Annotated in this window: 15 protein-coding genes and 2 tRNA genes; 7 read left to right on the plus strand and 10 right to left on the minus strand. The window is 66.5% G+C overall.

Features of this window, described 5'->3' with window-relative positions; all coding sequences use genetic code 11:
• Positions 1–2: 2 nt before the first annotated feature.
• Both AC3WMU_RS13475 and AC3WMU_RS13480 read right to left on the minus strand, forming a co-directional pair.
• Positions 3–75, minus strand: a tRNA-Phe gene (locus AC3WMU_RS13475).
• 130 nt (positions 76–205) lie between these two features.
• Positions 206–281, minus strand: a tRNA-Phe gene (locus tag AC3WMU_RS13480).
• 272 nt (positions 282–553) lie between these two features.
• Between AC3WMU_RS13480 and hemA the strand changes: the two genes are divergently transcribed.
• The 5 genes from hemA (at position 554) to AC3WMU_RS13505 (ending at position 4869) form a co-directional block, all read left to right on the plus strand.
• Positions 554–1828 carry a glutamyl-tRNA reductase gene (gene hemA, locus AC3WMU_RS13485; protein WP_006227134.1) on the plus strand — a complete coding sequence of 425 codons (1275 nt, stop codon included), beginning with the start codon at positions 554–556 and terminating at the stop codon, positions 1826–1828.
• Positions 1829–1912: 84 nt separating this feature from the next.
• The gene (prfA, locus tag AC3WMU_RS13490; RefSeq protein WP_006227135.1) at positions 1913–2995 is read left to right on the plus strand and encodes a peptide chain release factor 1; all 1083 of its coding nucleotides are present in this window, start codon (positions 1913–1915) and stop codon (positions 2993–2995) included.
• 10 nt (positions 2996–3005) lie between these two features.
• A complete protein-coding gene (gene prmC / locus AC3WMU_RS13495; protein ID WP_492282482.1) occupies positions 3006–3839 on the plus strand; it encodes a peptide chain release factor N(5)-glutamine methyltransferase in 834 nt (277 codons plus the stop codon).
• Positions 3840–3971: 132 nt separating this feature from the next.
• Positions 3972–4298 carry a Grx4 family monothiol glutaredoxin gene (gene grxD / locus AC3WMU_RS13500; RefSeq protein WP_006227137.1) on the plus strand — a complete coding sequence of 109 codons (327 nt, stop codon included), beginning with the start codon at positions 3972–3974 and terminating at the stop codon, positions 4296–4298.
• Positions 4299–4305: 7 nt separating this feature from the next.
• Positions 4306–4869 (plus strand): UbiX family flavin prenyltransferase, encoded by a 564-nt coding sequence (locus AC3WMU_RS13505; RefSeq protein ID WP_006227138.1) that lies wholly within the window; start codon positions 4306–4308, stop codon positions 4867–4869.
• 42 nt (positions 4870–4911) lie between these two features.
• Here AC3WMU_RS13505 and AC3WMU_RS13510 read toward each other — a convergent pair whose 3' ends face one another.
• A complete protein-coding gene (locus AC3WMU_RS13510) occupies positions 4912–5985 on the minus strand; it encodes a tetratricopeptide repeat protein (protein WP_492282483.1) in 1074 nt (357 codons plus the stop codon).
• A 173-nt stretch (positions 5986–6158) separates the two neighbouring features.
• Between AC3WMU_RS13510 and AC3WMU_RS13515 the strand changes: the two genes are divergently transcribed.
• Positions 6159–6953, plus strand: a complete 795-nt coding sequence (locus tag AC3WMU_RS13515) for a MetQ/NlpA family ABC transporter substrate-binding protein (RefSeq protein ID WP_006227140.1) — start codon at positions 6159–6161, stop codon at positions 6951–6953.
• A gap of 28 nt (positions 6954–6981) precedes the next feature.
• On the opposite strand, the gene AC3WMU_RS13520 is transcribed toward AC3WMU_RS13515, so the two are convergent.
• Genes AC3WMU_RS13520 through AC3WMU_RS13535 form a run of 4 tightly spaced genes read right to left on the minus strand, consistent with a single transcriptional unit; the run spans position 6982 to position 11109 of the window.
• Positions 6982–7797, minus strand: a complete 816-nt coding sequence (locus AC3WMU_RS13520) for an SDR family NAD(P)-dependent oxidoreductase (RefSeq protein ID WP_492282484.1) — start codon at positions 7795–7797, stop codon at positions 6982–6984.
• Entirely contained in the window at positions 7794–8585 is a 792-nt protein-coding gene (locus AC3WMU_RS13525; RefSeq protein ID WP_492282485.1) for a citryl-CoA lyase, read from the minus strand. Before AC3WMU_RS13525 ends, AC3WMU_RS13520 begins: the two co-directional genes overlap by 4 nt.
• On the minus strand, positions 8582–10102 hold the full coding sequence (locus AC3WMU_RS13530) for a class I adenylate-forming enzyme family protein (protein ID WP_492282486.1): 1521 nt from the start codon (positions 10100–10102) through the stop codon (positions 8582–8584). The genes AC3WMU_RS13525 and AC3WMU_RS13530 overlap by 4 nt, the downstream gene beginning before the upstream one ends.
• A 17-nt stretch (positions 10103–10119) precedes the next feature.
• The gene (locus AC3WMU_RS13535; protein ID WP_492282487.1) at positions 10120–11109 is read right to left on the minus strand and encodes a Bug family tripartite tricarboxylate transporter substrate binding protein; all 990 of its coding nucleotides are present in this window, start codon (positions 11107–11109) and stop codon (positions 10120–10122) included.
• 102 nt (positions 11110–11211) lie between these two features.
• Here AC3WMU_RS13535 and AC3WMU_RS13540 point away from each other — a divergent pair, with 102 nt between their 5' ends.
• Positions 11212–12018, plus strand: coding sequence for an IclR family transcriptional regulator (locus tag AC3WMU_RS13540; RefSeq protein ID WP_088591098.1), 807 nt, complete (start codon positions 11212–11214; stop codon positions 12016–12018).
• On the opposite strand, the gene AC3WMU_RS13545 is transcribed toward AC3WMU_RS13540, so the two are convergent.
• The 3 genes from AC3WMU_RS13545 to AC3WMU_RS13555 form a co-directional block, all read right to left on the minus strand.
• Positions 11966–12511, minus strand: a complete 546-nt coding sequence (locus AC3WMU_RS13545; protein WP_492282488.1) for a DUF934 domain-containing protein — start codon at positions 12509–12511, stop codon at positions 11966–11968. The genes AC3WMU_RS13540 and AC3WMU_RS13545 overlap by 53 nt on opposite strands.
• A complete protein-coding gene (locus AC3WMU_RS13550; protein ID WP_492282489.1) occupies positions 12504–14246 on the minus strand; it encodes a nitrite/sulfite reductase in 1743 nt (580 codons plus the stop codon). The genes AC3WMU_RS13545 and AC3WMU_RS13550 overlap by 8 nt, the downstream gene beginning before the upstream one ends.
• A 753-nt stretch (positions 14247–14999) precedes the next feature.
• Positions 15000–15191 (minus strand): DUF2970 domain-containing protein, encoded by a 192-nt coding sequence (locus tag AC3WMU_RS13555; protein ID WP_006227144.1) that lies wholly within the window; start codon positions 15189–15191, stop codon positions 15000–15002.
• Positions 15192–15227: the final 36 nt, after the last annotated feature.

Consider the following 15227-nt stretch of genomic DNA (forward strand, 5'->3'; position numbering starts at 1 on the left):
GGTGGCCTGGGGCGGAATCGAACCACCGACACAAGGATTTTCAATCCTCTGCTCTACCGACTGAGCTACCAGGCCAACACGTACGCTTTGCAAAAAGCCCAGCGCGGCGGCTGGGCTTTTTCGGGATCTGTTTTTGGTTGTCTCGGTTGCCTTCAGTTGTCTGTCTGGCTGCCGCGACTCCGGTATTCGATCCCGATAATTCTTTTGGTGGCCTGGGGCGGAATCGAACCACCGACACAAGGATTTTCAATCCTCTGCTCTACCGACTGAGCTACCAGGCCAACGAAGTCCGCAACTATACACAATTTTTTTGGCCTGTGCCAGCCGGGCGGCAAAAATCCCGATATTTCCTTGGCTCGCCGGCGGCGCCAAGTGTTGGGAGAATGGCACGCAAAGGTGCGACGCAGGGTCGCGGCAAGGGGGCGGATTGGCCTGGGGATAACCCGCAGGGGTATAATCTTTAACGGTCTGCTGTTACGGCTTGGGGAACTTTCCGCAGTATCGTCCCCACACCTGACGCATTGTTCTTGGTGGCAGTTCTTCACGCTTACTCATGTCGGTAGCTGTCCTCGCCTTCGGTCTGAATCACACGTCCGCGCCGGTTTCGGTTCGCGAACGCGTGTCCATGCCCGTCGATCTGGTCAAGCCCGCCCTGGAAGGCCTGCGTTCGGCGTTTGGCGGCTCGGTCCGCGAAGCCGCCATCCTGTCCACCTGTAACCGCACCGAAATCTACTGCGCCGCTGACGGCCACGTTGCCGATCAGTTGCCCGCCTGGCTGGCTGAACACAACCGCCTGGACGCCGGCACACTGCGCCCGCACCTGTATCGCCACCATCAAGACGACGCCGTCCGCCACGCCTTCCGTGTGGCCAGCGGCCTGGATTCCATGGTGCTGGGCGAAACCCAGATCGTGGGTCAGATGAAGGACGCCGTGCGCGCCGCCGGCGAAGCCGGATCGCTGGGCACCTTGCTGCACCAGATGTTCCAGCGCACCTTCTCGGTCGCCAAGGAAGTGCGGTCGCAAACCGCCATCGGCGCGCAGTCCGTGTCCATGGCCGCCGCCGCCGTCCGTCTGGCCGAGCGCGTGTTCGGCAATCTGGACCAGGCCCGCACGCTGTTCATCGGCGCGGGCGAAATGATTGAACTCTGCGCCACGCACTTCGCCGCGCAGCGTCCGCGCAGCATGGTCGTGGCCAACCGCACGGCCGAACGCGCCGAAATCCTGGCCAACCGCTTCTCGGCCAGCACCATGAAGCTGTCGGACCTGACCGACCGCCTCTCGGAATTCGACGTCATCGTGTCCTGTACGGCAAGCTCCCTGCCCATCCTCGGGTTGGGGATGGTGGAACGGGCTACGCGCCTGCGCCGCCACCGCCCGATGGTCATGATCGACCTGGCCGTGCCGCGTGACATCGAACCCGAAGTCGGCCGCCTGGACGACGTCTACCTGTATTCGGTGGACGACCTGGGCCGCCTGGTGCAGACGGGCACCGACGCCCGCCGCGCCGCCGTCGTGCAGGCCGAAGCCATCATCGAAACCCGCGTCCAGGGCTTCATGCACTGGATGCAGTCCCGCGAAGTGGTGCCCGTCATCCGCGACCTGCATCAGGCCGCCGAAGACGTCCGCGCCGCCGAACTGGAACGCGCGCGCCGCCTGCTGGCGCGCGGCGAATCGCCTGAAGCCGTGCTGGAACAACTGGCGCACGGCCTGACGCAAAAATACCTGCACGGCCCGCTGGCGGCGTTGAACCGCAGCGAAGGCGACGAGCGCAAGCAGCTGCTTGCCTGGATGCCGCGCCTTTTCCCCGGCCGCGACTCCCGCCGTTAGCGAATCTGTCCCACGTCCCGCCTCCTGGCGGGCGTTCGTCTTGTGGGCGCCCGCTATTCCTGTCTTCTCTTTGGTCATTCCCCCATGAAATCATCCATGCGCAGCCGGCTGGAGCATCTATGTCACCGCCTGACCGAGGTGGACGCGTTGCTCGCCCAACCGGAAACCGCGTCCGATATGGACCGTTTCCGCAAGCTTTCGCGCGAACGCGCCGAACTGGAACCCGTGGTCGAGGCGTTCACTGCCTTTGCCCGGACCGAGGAAGACCTGGCGACCGCGCAGGAAATGCTGTCGGACCCCGACATGAAGGCGATGGCGGAAGACGAGATCAAATCGGGCCGTGGCAAGCTGGAAGGCCTGGAAAGCGCGTTGCAGCTGTTGCTGCTGCCGCGCGACCCCAATGACGGCCGCAGCGTGTTCCTGGAAATCCGCGCGGGCACGGGCGGCGACGAAAGCGCGCTGTTCTCCGGCGACCTTCTGCGCATGTACACGCGCTACGCGGAAACGCGCGGCTGGCGCGTGGAACTGATGTCGGAAAGCGCGTCGGAACTGGGCGGCTACAAGGAAGTGATCGCGCGCATCGACGGCGACGGCGCCTACGGGCGCCTGAAGTTCGAGTCCGGTGCGCACCGCGTGCAGCGCGTGCCCGCCACCGAAGCGCAGGGCCGCATCCATACGTCGGCCTGCACCGTGGCCATCATGGCGGAAGCCGACGAGATGTCGGAGATCGTCATCAACCCGAGCGATCTGCGCATCGACACGTTCCGCGCCAGCGGCGCGGGCGGCCAGCACATCAACAAGACCGATTCGGCGGTGCGCATCACCCACTTGCCCACGGGCCTGGTGGTGGAGTGCCAGGATGACCGTTCGCAGCACCGCAACAAGGACAAGGCCATGCAAGTGCTGGCCGCGCGTCTGAAAGACAAGGAAACCCGCGAACGGCAAAGCAAGGAAGCCGCCGAACGCAAGAGCCTGATCGGCACGGGCGACCGTTCCGAACGCATCCGCACCTACAACTTCCCGCAGGGCCGCGTGACGGACCACCGCATCAACCTGACGCTGTACAAGCTGCAGCAGATCATGGAAGGCGATCTGGAAGAACTGACCGGCGCGCTGATCGCCGAACACCAGGCCGAGCAGCTGGCGGCGCTGGGCGACGACATCTGAGGCGCGCGCCATGACCCAGCCCCAGTTGAACAGCCTGCTGGCCGACACCCGGCTGCCGCGCCTGGAAGTGCGCATGCTGCTTGAGCACGTGCTGGGCAAGCCGCGCGCGTGGCTGCTGGCGCATGACACCGATCCGCTGGATCCCCAGGTGGCGGCCGCCTACGAGGCCTTGCTTGCGCGGCGCCTGGCCGGCGAGCCCATGGCCTATCTGCTGGGCCACCGCGAGTTCATGGGGCACCGGTTCCGCGTGACGCCCGACGTGCTGATTCCGCGCCCCGATACCGAAGTGCTGGTGGAGACCGCGCTGGAACGCGTGGCCGGTGTCGCGGGCCCCGCCGTGCTGGACCTGGGCACGGGCAGCGGCGCGATTGCGATCTCGATCGCGTTAGCCCGCCGCGATGCACGGGTGATGGCCTCGGATGTCAGCGCCGCCGCGCTGGCGGTTGCCGCCGGTAATGCCTGGGAGCTGACCGCGTCGGTGCGCTTCGTGGAAGGCAGCTGGTACGAGGCCGTGCCTGCGGGCGAAGGCTTTGACCTGATCGTGTCCAATCCGCCCTACGTGGCCAGCGACGATCCGCATCTGGACCAGGGCGACCTGCGTTTCGAGCCGCGGGGGGCGCTGACCGATGGCGCCGGCGGCCTGGAGGACCTGGGCCGTATCGTGGCGGGGGCCGGTCGGCACCTGAAACCGGGCGGCGCGCTGTGGATGGAGCATGGTTGGGACCAGGCGCAGGCGGTGCGCGATTTACTGACCGCCGCTGGTTTTGAAGACGTGCACAGCCGCCAGGACCTGGCCGGAATCGAACGCATTTCTGGCGGGCGCTGGCGGGCTGCCGGGCGCTGACCGGCGCCGCTTGTTACAGATTCCGCCCCTGAATTCCCGGCATAGGCCGGCGCCGCATCCGGGTAATTCGGGCGGTTTCCCCGGCTGTACCTATAATTGGCGTATTCCGTTATGCCTGTCCAAGAGACCACCATGAGCGACGTTCAAGAATTCATCCGCGAAACCGTGACCCAGCACCCCGTCGTGCTGTTCATGAAGGGCACCGCCCAATTCCCGCAATGCGGCTTTTCCGGCAAGGCCATCCAGATCCTGAAGGGCTGTGGCGTGAAGAAGCTGGTTACCGTCAATGTGCTGGAAGACGACGAAGTCCGCCAGGGCATCAAGGAATTCTCCAGCTGGCCCACCATCCCGCAGCTGTACGTGGCGGGCGAGTTCATCGGCGGCTCGGACATCATGAATGAGATGAACGAATCCGGCGAACTGAAGACGCTGCTGGAGCAATCCGGCGCTACGGCCTAAGTCGTCCATGCGGCGACTGGTCATCGGCATCACGGGCGCCACCGGCGCGCTCTATGCGGTGCGCATGCTGCAAGCGCTGCGCGGCGTGGACGATGTCGAGACGCATCTGGTGGTGTCCGCGTCCGGCGTGCTGAACATCAAGCATGAGCTTGATGTCAGCCGCCACGACATCTATGCGCTGGCCGACCACGTGCACTCCGTGCGCGACGTGGGTGCCACGCTGGCCAGCGGCGCGTTCCAGACGGCGGGCATGGTCATCGTGCCGTGCTCGATGCGCACGCTGGCGGCCGTGGCCCACGGCCTGTCCGATAACCTCATTACCCGAGCGGCCGACGTTACCTTGAAGGAACGCCGGCGCCTGGTGCTGATGGTGCGCGAGACGCCCTTCAACCTGGCGCACCTGCGCAACATGACGGCCGTGACCGAAATGGGCGGCATCGTGTTTCCGCCGCTACCGGCCTTCTACCACCGGCCGGCCTCCATCGAAGAGATGGTGGACCACACGGTGGCGCGCGTGCTGGAGCTCTTCGACATCGTCGTGCCCGGCCCGCATTGGGAAGGCATGAAGTAGCAGGGCCCCGCGGGACCCTGGTCTCGCCGGCACTGCTGCTGGCTACTGCACCAGCCCCAGTCCGTTCAGCGCGGCCAGGTTTTCCGGCCATTGGCGCGCGCGGGCGTTCTGCAGTTCGATGCGGGCCCAGGCCATCCAGCCTGCCCATTCGATGCGCTTGTCCCATGCGGTGCCCCACGCCTGCAAGGCCGCCAGTCCGGCGGCCGCATGCTGCTCCGCGGCATCGAAATCACCTGACGTCAACGCCAACTGTGCCAGCAGCAGGCGCGGTTCGCCCACCCACGGGTTGTGCGCGACCGCGGCTTCCAGCAGATGGCGGGCGCTGTCCATTTCCGTCAGCGGATGCATGCGCGTGATGACCTGCCAGTACAGCGCGCTGGCGGCCGCTTCGTCGCGCGGGCTGAGCGTGGCGCGGCATTGGTCGAACGCGGGCGGGATGGGGATGCCGGTGTCTGCGGGCATGCCCGACAGCGGCGCCAGCAGATGCGACAGCATCGACAGGATGTTCGACGGCGGCTTCAACGGGCCGGGCCACAGCGACGAGGCCCAATTCGTTTTCAGGTCGCGGCGCTGCTGCTGCGGATAGCCGGCGAAGATCTCGTCCTGCCAGCTGTGCCATTGCTCGCCGATGTCGGCGGCGGACACTACGATGAAGGCGGCGACCTGGCGCGGCGTGAAGGTGAACATCTGGCCGTCGGCGCCTTCCAGCGTCAAGCCATCGTTGCCCGCGCCCTGGCCCTGCAGCACGGCCTGCACGAACTTCGTGCGCGGCATCGCGCAGAACAGGCTGACCCATTCTTCGGCTTCCGTGCCCAGCACCTCGCGCAAGGTGGAGCGCTCGCGTTCGCGGTCGAACAGCGTCAGGTCCACGTATTCGTTGCCGTAGACGCTATGGAACAGGCCCAGCAGGCGCACTTCGCGCGGTTGGTTCCACAGCGTCAGCGTGCGGTACACGCCCAGCAGGTGGTGCTTGAACGTGCCCGCCTTGTGCCAGTCTTCTCCGGCGCTGCGGGCGAACAGCAGGTCCAGCAGCGCAGGCAGGTCCGCATCGACGGCGGCGTAGTGGTCGGCGAGCAGGGCGCGGGCCTGCGGATGGAGTTCGTTTGACGTGGGCATGGCGTTGGCGTGATGAATGAATGCAGCCGCTATTGTGTCCGCATGGCGCGGGCTTGTCATGGCGGCATGTCTTATATGGTTTCGCGCATATCAATATGAATATTCATCGCTTCCGGTTTTGAGGGACGCTCACTAGAATCGCGGGTCATTCTTCTTTTCCGTAGAGTCCCATCATGCGCCTTCGCCATTCTCTGGCCGTTCTTGCCTCGTTGATCAGTATTGCCACCGGCCCGGCCATGGCGCAGGACGCCGAACTGAAGGTGGGCGTGACTGTCGGCCCGCACGCGCAGATCGGCGAAGTGGTGCAGCAGGTGGCGGCCAAGGACGGCCTGAAAGTGAAGCTGATCGAATTCAGCGACTTCATCCAGCCGAACGCCGCGCTGGATGCCAAGGAGCTGGACCTGAACATCTACCAGCACAAGCCTTTCCTGGACTCGCAGAACAAGGCGCGCGGCTACAAGCTGGTGCCCGTGGCGACCGCTGTGGTGCAGCAGATGGGCATCTATTCCAAGCGCCTGAAGTCGCTGGACGACCTGCCGCAGGGCGGCAAGGTAGCCATTCCGAATGACCCGACCAACGGCGCCCGCGCGCTGCTGGTGCTGCAGGCCGCCAAGCTGATCAAGCTGAAGGATGGTGTCACGGTGACCGCGTCGCTGTTCGATGTGGTCGAGAACCCCAAGAACCTGAAGTTCATCGAAATCGAAGCGGCGCAGTTGCCGCATTCGCTGTCGGATGTGGACGCGGCGGCCGTGAATTCCGCCTACGCCATCCCCGCGGGCCTGTCGCCCGCCAAGGACGCGCTGGCCCTGGAAAGCAAGGACGCGCCGTTTGCCGCCGTGGTGATCGCCGCGCGCGAAGACAACAAGAACGATCCGCGCATCGCCCGCTTCATCAAGGCCTACCAGTCGGATGAAGTGAAGGCGTTCGTGGCCAAACAGTTCCCCGGCGCTTACTCGACGTCCTGGTAAGCGGCGCCGCGCCTGGCGGGTCGGCCCGTCAGGCGTATTTCCCCGTCAGCCCGCCATCGACAAGCAGCTCGGTGCCGGTGATGTAGGACGCGTCGTCCGACGCCAGGAACGCCACCGCTTTAGCGACCTCCCAGGGCGTGCCCATCCGGCCCATCGGCACTTGCTTGTCGCGCGCGGCCAGCGCCGCCTGGAGATCATCGGGATCGAACATGCGCGCCACGTTCTGCGCCACGCGCGGCGTATCGATCAGACCGGGGATGACGGTGTTCACACGGATGCCGTCGGCGGCGTATTGCTGCGCCGCCATGCGCGCGAAATGAATCACGGCGGCCTTGCTGACGCTGTACGCCAGGTGCGGATAGCCGGTGTACCGGATGCCCGCGATGGACGACACCGTGACGATCGCGCCGCCGCCTTGATTGCGCATCAGCGGCGCCAGCAGACGCGTGGCGATGAGCAGGCTGGTCACGTTCACTTGCTGGATGCGGTCCCAGTCTTCCAGCGAAATCTCTTCCGGCCCGCCCACCTTGCCGATGCCCGCGTTGGCTTGCAGGATATCGATGCGCCCGTAGCGGCGCAGCGCGGCATCCACCGCGGCCTGCATGGCGTCCGGGTCGGCCACGTCTGCCTGCACGGCCAAGGCGCTGCCTCCCGCCAATGCGACTTCATGCGCGGCGTCTTCGGCGGCGGCCAGGTTGGCGTCCAACGCCACGATGGCCGCGCCTTGGCGCGCAAGTGTCACGCAGCTGGCGCGGCCGATGCTCCAGCCAGCGGCCGATGTGCCGGCGCCAGCCACCAGCGCGATCTTGCCCGCCAGGCGCGTGTCGGTGCCGCCCGTCGTCATGCCGATTCCCCGCCGTCTTGCTGGTGGCTCTTGCCGCGGCCCACGTAGGGGATGGCGTGGTCGATGGTTTCCCAGATGTAGCGGCCCGACGGGCTCTGCTGTTCTTCGGCCACGTGCGAGACCAGGCCGGCGGCGCGCGAGATCACGGCGAACCCGCGCATCAGGTCGGTCGGCACGCCGATCTCGCTGAGCAGCGCGGCCACCGCGCCCGTGGCGTTGATGGTGATGTGTTTGCCATAGGTCTCGTCCACTGCTGCGGCCAGCAGGCGTAGCGCGTTTAGCGATGCACCGTCCAGATCCGGCTCGGCCTCGGCCAACGCCAGCAGCTTGATCGAACGCGGGTCGTCGGGCTTGTGCAGGTGGTGGCCGAAACCGGGCAGGGCACGGCGCTGTTCGCGGAATTCGCGCGCGATGGCCAGCGCTTCGGTTCGGCCATCCGCCGCTTGCTTGATGCGGTCCAGCAGGCGCGAGCAGTTTTCCATGGTGCCGACGAACTGGCTGCCCACCGCCATCAGGCCGGAGGCGACCGCGCCCTGCAGGTTTTCGGGCGCGCTCATGTAGATCAGGCGCGTGGCGATGGCGCTGGGCGTCATGCCGTGCTCCATCAGCGTCACCAGCACGGCATCGACGATGCGCATATCCACCGGGCGCGCGTCGCGGCCCAGGATCTGCATGATCATGACTTCGGTGAAGGTCTTCTTGCCGATCAGGTCTTCGACCAGGTCGACGTCGCGGTACGACATCCCGGTCAGGTGATGGGCGCAGAGGCGGGTTTCGGGCGTGTTCATGGCGTCTCCTTTTGCGCGGCGTCGCGCACGGCGTTCTTCAGGACCTTGCCGACGCTGGAGCGCGGCAGGCTGTCATGGATATGGAATTGCTTGGGCGTGGCCACCGGACCCAGCAGCGCGCGCACGTGGGCCTTCAGCGCATCGGCATCCGCCTGCGCGCCGGGGTGGAACTGCACGGCCGCGTGGACGGCTTCGCCCCACTTGTCGTCGGGCAGGCCGAACACCGAGCATTCGTACACCGCGGGGTGCGAGGACAGCGCATTTTCGACATCCACGGGATAGACGTTGAAGCCGCCGGTGATGATGACGTCGCGCAGCCGGTCCTTCAGGAACAGGTAGCCGCGCGCATCGATCAGGCCGGTGTCGCCCGTATGCAGCCAGCCGTCGACAAGCGTTTCGGCAGTCTTCTCGGGCAGGCGCCAGTAGCCGGTCATCGTCAGGTCGCCCTGCACCACGACTTCCCCGATTTCGCCGCGCGGCAAGAGCGCGCCATCCGGGCCCATGATGGCCACGTCGGACAGCCACGTTGCGCGCCCGACCGAGGCGCGGTTCTGCGGCGCTTCCAGGTCGGCGGGCCGCAGCACGGTGGCGATCTGCGGCGCCTCGGTCTGCCCGTAGGTGGTGCCCAGCACGGGACCGAAGAAGTCGCGCGCGCGGTCGATCTTTTCGGGCGGCATCGGCGCGCCGCCATAGATCAGGTTGCGCAACTTGGGGAAGTCTGCGCGCGAGACGCCTTCCTGCGCCATGATCATGTAGATCAGTGTGGGCGGCATGAAGCTCAGCGTGCCGCCGCGTTCGCGGAATGCCGCCGTGATGGTGGCGGGGGTGACGGCGTCCAGCAGCAGGTGCGCGCCGCCGCAGGCCAACACGGGCAACAGGTACGTGCCCGTGCCGTGTGTAATGGGGGCGGACACCACGTAGCGGTCGTCGCGGGTCAGCGCCCAGCTGGCGATCTGGTTGATGATGCCCGCGTTCCAGGCGCGGTACGGCTGCATCACGCCCTTGGGCAGGCCGGTGGTGCCGCCCGTGAACTTGATGGCTTGCGTGGCGTCGCGCGACAGTGCGTGGCGCACTGGCTCGCATCCGGCGTATTGCCGCAGCAGGGCGTGCAGGCGCATTCCGTTTTCCTGGTCGCCTTCCTGAGTGTCCTCAAGATGGATGCGCGCGCTGTCCGAGGGCGGCGCCAAGGGATCGCCGGCGGCGTCGACGATGACGATGGACGGTTCGGTGGCGTCCAGGATGCGCCCGATCTCGCGCGCGGTGCTGCGGTAATTGAGCGGCACCCAGACCTTGCCGCTGGCCAACACGGCCAGCAGCGCCAGGATGTGCCGCGCCGAGTTGCCGGCGCAGATGGCCACCCGGGTCTGCGGATCGGGGTCCAGCCCTTGCAGCGCGGCCGCCAACGCCCGCGTGTCGGCCGCCAGCTGCGCATAGGTGACGGCGCCTTCCGGGCCATCCAGCGCCACGCGTTCGGGATACTGCTCCGCAGCGCGGAAAAAGAAATCGATCGGGTACACCCTGTGCTCCTTGAAACCTAGTTGGCCTTGATGTCGGCGCGTTTGACGACGGCGCCCCATTTGCCGATTTCACTGTCGATCTTCTTGGCGAAGGTCTCGGGCGTATTCGGTGTGGCAGGCGCGTAGAAGCCGGACTGCTGGTAGGACGCCTGCAACGCCGGGCTGGCCAGCGCCTGGTTCAGCGCTTCGTTCAGGCGCGCGATGACGGGCGCGGGCGTGCCCGCGGGCGCCACCAGGCCGAACCACGATTCCACGTCGAAGCCGGGCAGCCCGGATTCGGCCAGCGTGGGCACGTCCGGCGTGGACGGCAGGCGCTGGGGAGAGGTGACGCCGATGGCGCGCAGCTTGCCGGCCTGTACGTGGGGCAACGACGAGGGCAGGTTGTCGAACATGGAATCCACCTGGCCGCCCAGCAGGTCGGCCACGGCGGGGCCGCTGCCCCGGTACGGCACGTGCAGGATGTCGGTACCCGTTTCCATCTTGAACAGTTCGCACGACAGATGGATGGACGAGCCGCTGCCGGAGGACGCACAGGTCAGCTTGCCGGGATGCTGCTTGGCGTAGGCAATGTATTCCTGCACCGTCTTGACCGGCACCTTGGGGTTGACGACCAGGATGTTGGGGATGGTCGCCACCAGGCCGACGGGCTTGAAGTCCTTGATGAAGTCGTAGTTCAGCTGGCTGTACAGCGTGCGGTTGATCGTGTTGGCGATGGAGCCCATGTACAGCGTGTAGCCGTCGGGGGCTGCGCGCGACACGATTTCCGCGCCGATGTTGCTGTTGGCGCCCGTCTTGTTTTCCACCACGAACGTCTGGCCCAGCGCTTCCGACAGCGACTTGGCCATCAGGCGCGCGACGATGTCGGTGGCGCCGCCGGCGGCATAGCCGACGACAAGGGTGACGGGCCGCTCGGGATATGGCTTCGCTGCAAGGGCAGCGGGGCTGGCGATGAGCGCGCCGCCCAGGGCGGCCGCCAAGGCGGCCAGGCGCCTGGTGAATGTCTTCATGGTTGTCTCCGTCCTGTTTGTCTAATATTTGGACAGATCTTTGTCTGCCCGATTTCATATTGGGCTTTGATAGGGCCGTCATCAACGCAAGCTGTCCAAAATATGAACAAACCGGAATCCGAAACCGCAGGGCCTGTCGTACTGCGTCGCGGGCTGCGCGTGCTGGGGGTGTTGCGTCAGGCCGGAGCGGCGGGCATGCATGTGGTGGACATCGCGCGCGCAGCCGGCATGCAGCGGTCTACCGCCTATCGCTATCTGGACGTGCTGGTGGAAGAGGGTTATGCGCTGCGCGAGTCCGAGGCGCCGCGCTGGCGCATCGCGGAACTGGGGGTGATGATGGCGGGCGATCCGCACGCGCAGGCGGTGCGCGGCCTGCGCCCGGTGCTGCGCCAGATCAGCGACGTGACGGGCGACTCCGCGTTTCTCATCTGCCGGGCCGCGAACGATTCGCTATGCCTGCACCGCGAAGTGGGCAACTACCCGGTGCAGGTGCTGGCTGTCACGGTGGGGCATCGTCAACCCTTGGGCGTGGGGGCGGCAGGTCTGGCGCTGCTGGCGGCCTTGCCGCCGGCAGAGGCCGACGAGGTGGTGGCGCAGAACGAGCAGGTGCTGCGCGCCTACGGCGGCATGACGGGCGTGCAGATGCGCCGCCTGGTGGAGAACACGCGGGATCGGGGCTGGTCGGTGGTGGGCAACGCCGCGGTGCCGGGCGTGTTGGGGGTCGGCGTGGCCTTGTGCGACGCGGGTGGCTACCCGCGCCTGGCCGTCAGCGTGTCGAGCCTGATTGACCGGATGCAGGCGCCGCGCCAGCGCAGCATCGCGGAACTGATCCGCGGCCAGCTGGCGCAGGACGAGGTCAGGCGGCTGCCGGCGGCGGCGCCCGGTACGTCTTCTGGTAGTGCACGGTAAAGGTCTTGAAGGCGTCCAGGGCCTTGTGCGGATCGTGGCCCGGCTTGACCAGGAAGCTGTTGAAACCGACGCGTGCCTGGTAGTGGATGGTGTCGATCATCACGTCGCCGACCGCACGCAACTCGCCCGTCCATTGGTACTGCGTGCGCAGCAGCTGCGCCAGCGAATAGCCGCGGCCGTCGGTGTAGTTCGGAAAGTCCACCGCGATGAATGCGATGCCGGTCGGGTCCAGCGTGCCATCGGCCTCGGCCAGCTCGCGCAGGTCGGCATCAGGTTCCAACTGCACGGCAACGGGGTGCCGATGGCGGCGCAAGGTCGCGCGCGAAGTTTTCCAGACGGACAGCGGCACGATCCAGCCGGGTTCGTCGCTGGGTACCTGGCCTTCGGCGGCCACTTCGGGTTCGGGGACGAAGGGGCGCGCCGTGTCGGCTTGCAGGCGTCCGTCGCGGATCAGGTGCGGGCCGGGGGCGTCGTGGGCGTACAGGTCAGGCATGGGCGGGCTCGGCGCTTTGTGCGGGTTTGGCGAAGGCGGGATCGGCGTACACGTCCTGCTTGAAGGGGTCGATGCCGACGCGGTCCACCACGTCGATGAAGCGTTCGATCTCGCTGTCGCGCAATCCCAGGTAGGTGCGGATCAGGCGGTCGACCACGCCGGGCACCTGGTCGCGGGCGAACGACGGGCCGATGATGCGGCCGACGGCGGCACCGCCGCCGCGCGTGGATTCCAGGTCGGGCAGGGGCTTGGCGCCGCCGTTTTGGCGGCCGCCCAGCGTGACCTGATACCACTCTTCACCGGCCTTATCGACGCCCAGGATGCCGATGTGGCCCACGTGGTGGTGGCCACAGGAATTGATGCAGCCCGAGATGTTCAGGTCCAGCTCGCCGATTTCGAACAGGTAGTCCAGGTCGTCGAACTGGCGCTGGATGGCTTCGGCGACGGGGATGGAGACCGCGTTGGCCAGCGCGCAGAAGTCTCCGCCGGGACAGGCGATGATGTTGGTCAAGAGGCCGATGTTGGGCGTGGCCAGGTTCAGCGCTTCCAGCTTCTGCCAGAGTTCGTGCAGCCGCGAACGGCGCACGTCGGCCAGTATCAGGTTCTGCTCGTGCGAGACGCGCAGTTCGCCGAACCCATAGGCGTCGGCCAGGTCGGCCACGGCGTCCATCTGGTCGGCGGTGATGTCGCCCGGCGGCACGCCGGTGGGCTTGAGCGACACGCTGACGGCGGCGTAGCCGGCGACCTTGTGCGCGTGCACGTTGGTGCGCAGCCAGCGCGCAAAGCGATTGTCGCCCGCGGCCAGCGCATCGGTGTTGTCGGTTTCTTCGGCGGCGGCCGCGTCGTACTGCGGCCAGACGAAGCGCGCCTTGATGCTGTCGACGAATTCCTGGGTGATGGTGTCGGGGCCGCCCTTGATGAGCTGCCACTGTTCATCGACCTGCTGCGCGTAGACCTCCGGCGTCAGATCCTTGACCAGGATCTTGATGCGGGCCTTGTACTTGTTGTCGCGGCGGCCGTGCAGGTTGTAGACGCGCAAGGCGGCCTGCATGTAGGTCAGCAGGTCCTGCCATTCGACGAAGGGGTTGATCAGCTTGCCGACGATGGGCGTGCGGCCCATGCCGCCGCCCACCCAGACGCGAAAGCCCAGCTTGCCGTCGCGTTCAACCGCTTGCAGGCCGATGTCGTGCACGCCGACCGCGGCGCGGTCTTGCACGGCGCCGCTGACGGCGATCTTGAACTTGCGCGGGAGGAAGGCGAATTCCGGGTGCAGCGTGGACCACTGGCGGATGATCTCGCACCAGACGAGCGGGTCCACGAGTTCGTCCGGCGCGACGCCGGCGAAATGGTCGGTTGTGGTGTTGCGGATGCAGTTGCCGCTGGTCTGGATGGCGTGCATCTGGACGGTGGCGAGTTCCGCCAGGATGTCCGGCACGTCTTCCAGTTTCGGCCAATTGAACTGGATGTTCTGGCGGGTGCTGAAGTGGCCGTAGCCGCGGTCCCACTTGCGCGCGATGTGCGCCAGGGTGCGCAGCTGGCGCGACGCCAGCATGCCGTACGGAATGGCGACGCGCAGCATGGGCGCGTGGCGTTGGATGTACAGGCCGTTCTGCAGGCGCAGAACGCGGAATTCATCTTCGGTGAGCTGGCCGTCGAGGAAGCGGCGCGTCTGGTCGGCAAATTGCGCCACACGCTGCTCGACAAGCTGCTGGTCGACGGGGTCATACACGTACATGTCTACTGCCCTTGAAGTCTTCTCGGTCTGAGTCCCAGCGTCCGGCGCAGGGCGGCGGAAATAGGGGATTCATAACCGTAACAGGCAGCAGATATCAGCGTCTAAGTCATTCTGGTAATAAGGAAATAAGGCCCCCACGCCGCGCACGCTACGCGTGCTTGCTGCCCCCCGAGGGGGCGCCTTCCCCCTTGGGGCGGCCCGGCGGGGGAAGGAGGCCCCCACGCTGCACGCGCTATGCGCGCTTGCTGCCCCCCGAGGGGGCGCCTTCCCCCTTGGGACGGCCCGGCGGGGAAGGAGGCCCCCACGCTGCACACGCTACGCGCGCTTGCTGCCCCCCGAGGGGGTGTCCTTCCCCTTGGGGCGGCCCGGCGGGGAAGGAGGCCTCGAATTGCGCGCGCTGCATAAGCTCAGCAGGGGACGTAGGATGGGTGGAGCGCGAGGAGGGCTCTATTAGAAAGAAGGCTTCCAGCGCGCGTAACCCATCAAGCAGCGGTGATGTCTTGGCAGGTTCAGCCACAACGCAACCGCCGCTTGATGGGTTGCGCGCGCTGGGCGGCAATGTTCTTGCTTAAGAACTCTCGCGCTCCACCCATCCTACGTTCTAGCCCGGGGCGTAGAACACGGGCACGCAGAACACCAGGGCGCAGAACACGGGCACGCAGAGCACCAGGGCGCAGACCACCGGCACGCAGGCCACCTGCACGCAGAACATATGGTGCCGGTCGTGGGTGGTAGCGCGAATCGCGGTCGGCTTTACAGCGCCGCGTTCACTGCCCAGCGTGCGATGAAGACCAGGATGATCACCAGGCAGGCGGCCAGGAGCAGGCCGGTGGCGATCAGGGGGCCGGGTTTGTTGTGGGCGATGTCGGCCTGGTAGCCGCGGCCGCGGCGCACGCCGAAAAAACCCCAGAGCACGGAGCGGACCGTGCGCAGGAAACTAAGCATATGCGCCTCCTGGCGGATGAGGGGATACGGCACTGT

It is taken from the genome of Achromobacter sp. FW305-C-13 (genome assembly GCF_058783475.1).

Excerpts from the sequence above, each read along its gene's own strand:
- hemA (WP_006227134.1), top strand. The coding sequence starts at position 554 with ATGTCGGTAGCTGTCCTCGCCTTCGGTCTGAATCACACGTCCGCGCCG.
- prfA (WP_006227135.1), top strand. The coding sequence starts at position 1,913 with ATGAAATCATCCATGCGCAGCCGGCTGGAGCATCTATGTCACCGCCTG.
- prmC (WP_492282482.1), top strand. The coding sequence starts at position 3,006 with ATGACCCAGCCCCAGTTGAACAGCCTGCTGGCCGACACCCGGCTGCCG.
- grxD (WP_006227137.1), top strand. The coding sequence starts at position 3,972 with ATGAGCGACGTTCAAGAATTCATCCGCGAAACCGTGACCCAGCACCCC.
- AC3WMU_RS13505 (WP_006227138.1), top strand. The coding sequence starts at position 4,306 with ATGCGGCGACTGGTCATCGGCATCACGGGCGCCACCGGCGCGCTCTAT.
- AC3WMU_RS13510 (WP_492282483.1), bottom strand. The coding sequence starts at position 5,985 with ATGCCCACGTCAAACGAACTCCATCCGCAGGCCCGCGCCCTGCTCGCC.
- AC3WMU_RS13515 (WP_006227140.1), top strand. The coding sequence starts at position 6,159 with ATGCGCCTTCGCCATTCTCTGGCCGTTCTTGCCTCGTTGATCAGTATT.
- AC3WMU_RS13520 (WP_492282484.1), bottom strand. The coding sequence starts at position 7,797 with ATGACGACGGGCGGCACCGACACGCGCCTGGCGGGCAAGATCGCGCTG.
- AC3WMU_RS13525 (WP_492282485.1), bottom strand. The coding sequence starts at position 8,585 with ATGAACACGCCCGAAACCCGCCTCTGCGCCCATCACCTGACCGGGATG.
- AC3WMU_RS13535 (WP_492282487.1), bottom strand. The coding sequence starts at position 11,109 with ATGAAGACATTCACCAGGCGCCTGGCCGCCTTGGCGGCCGCCCTGGGC.
- AC3WMU_RS13540 (WP_088591098.1), top strand. The coding sequence starts at position 11,212 with ATGAACAAACCGGAATCCGAAACCGCAGGGCCTGTCGTACTGCGTCGC.
- AC3WMU_RS13545 (WP_492282488.1), bottom strand. The coding sequence starts at position 12,511 with ATGCCTGACCTGTACGCCCACGACGCCCCCGGCCCGCACCTGATCCGC.
- AC3WMU_RS13550 (WP_492282489.1), bottom strand. The coding sequence starts at position 14,246 with ATGTACGTGTATGACCCCGTCGACCAGCAGCTTGTCGAGCAGCGTGTG.
- AC3WMU_RS13555 (WP_006227144.1), bottom strand. The coding sequence starts at position 15,191 with ATGCTTAGTTTCCTGCGCACGGTCCGCTCCGTGCTCTGGGGTTTTTTC.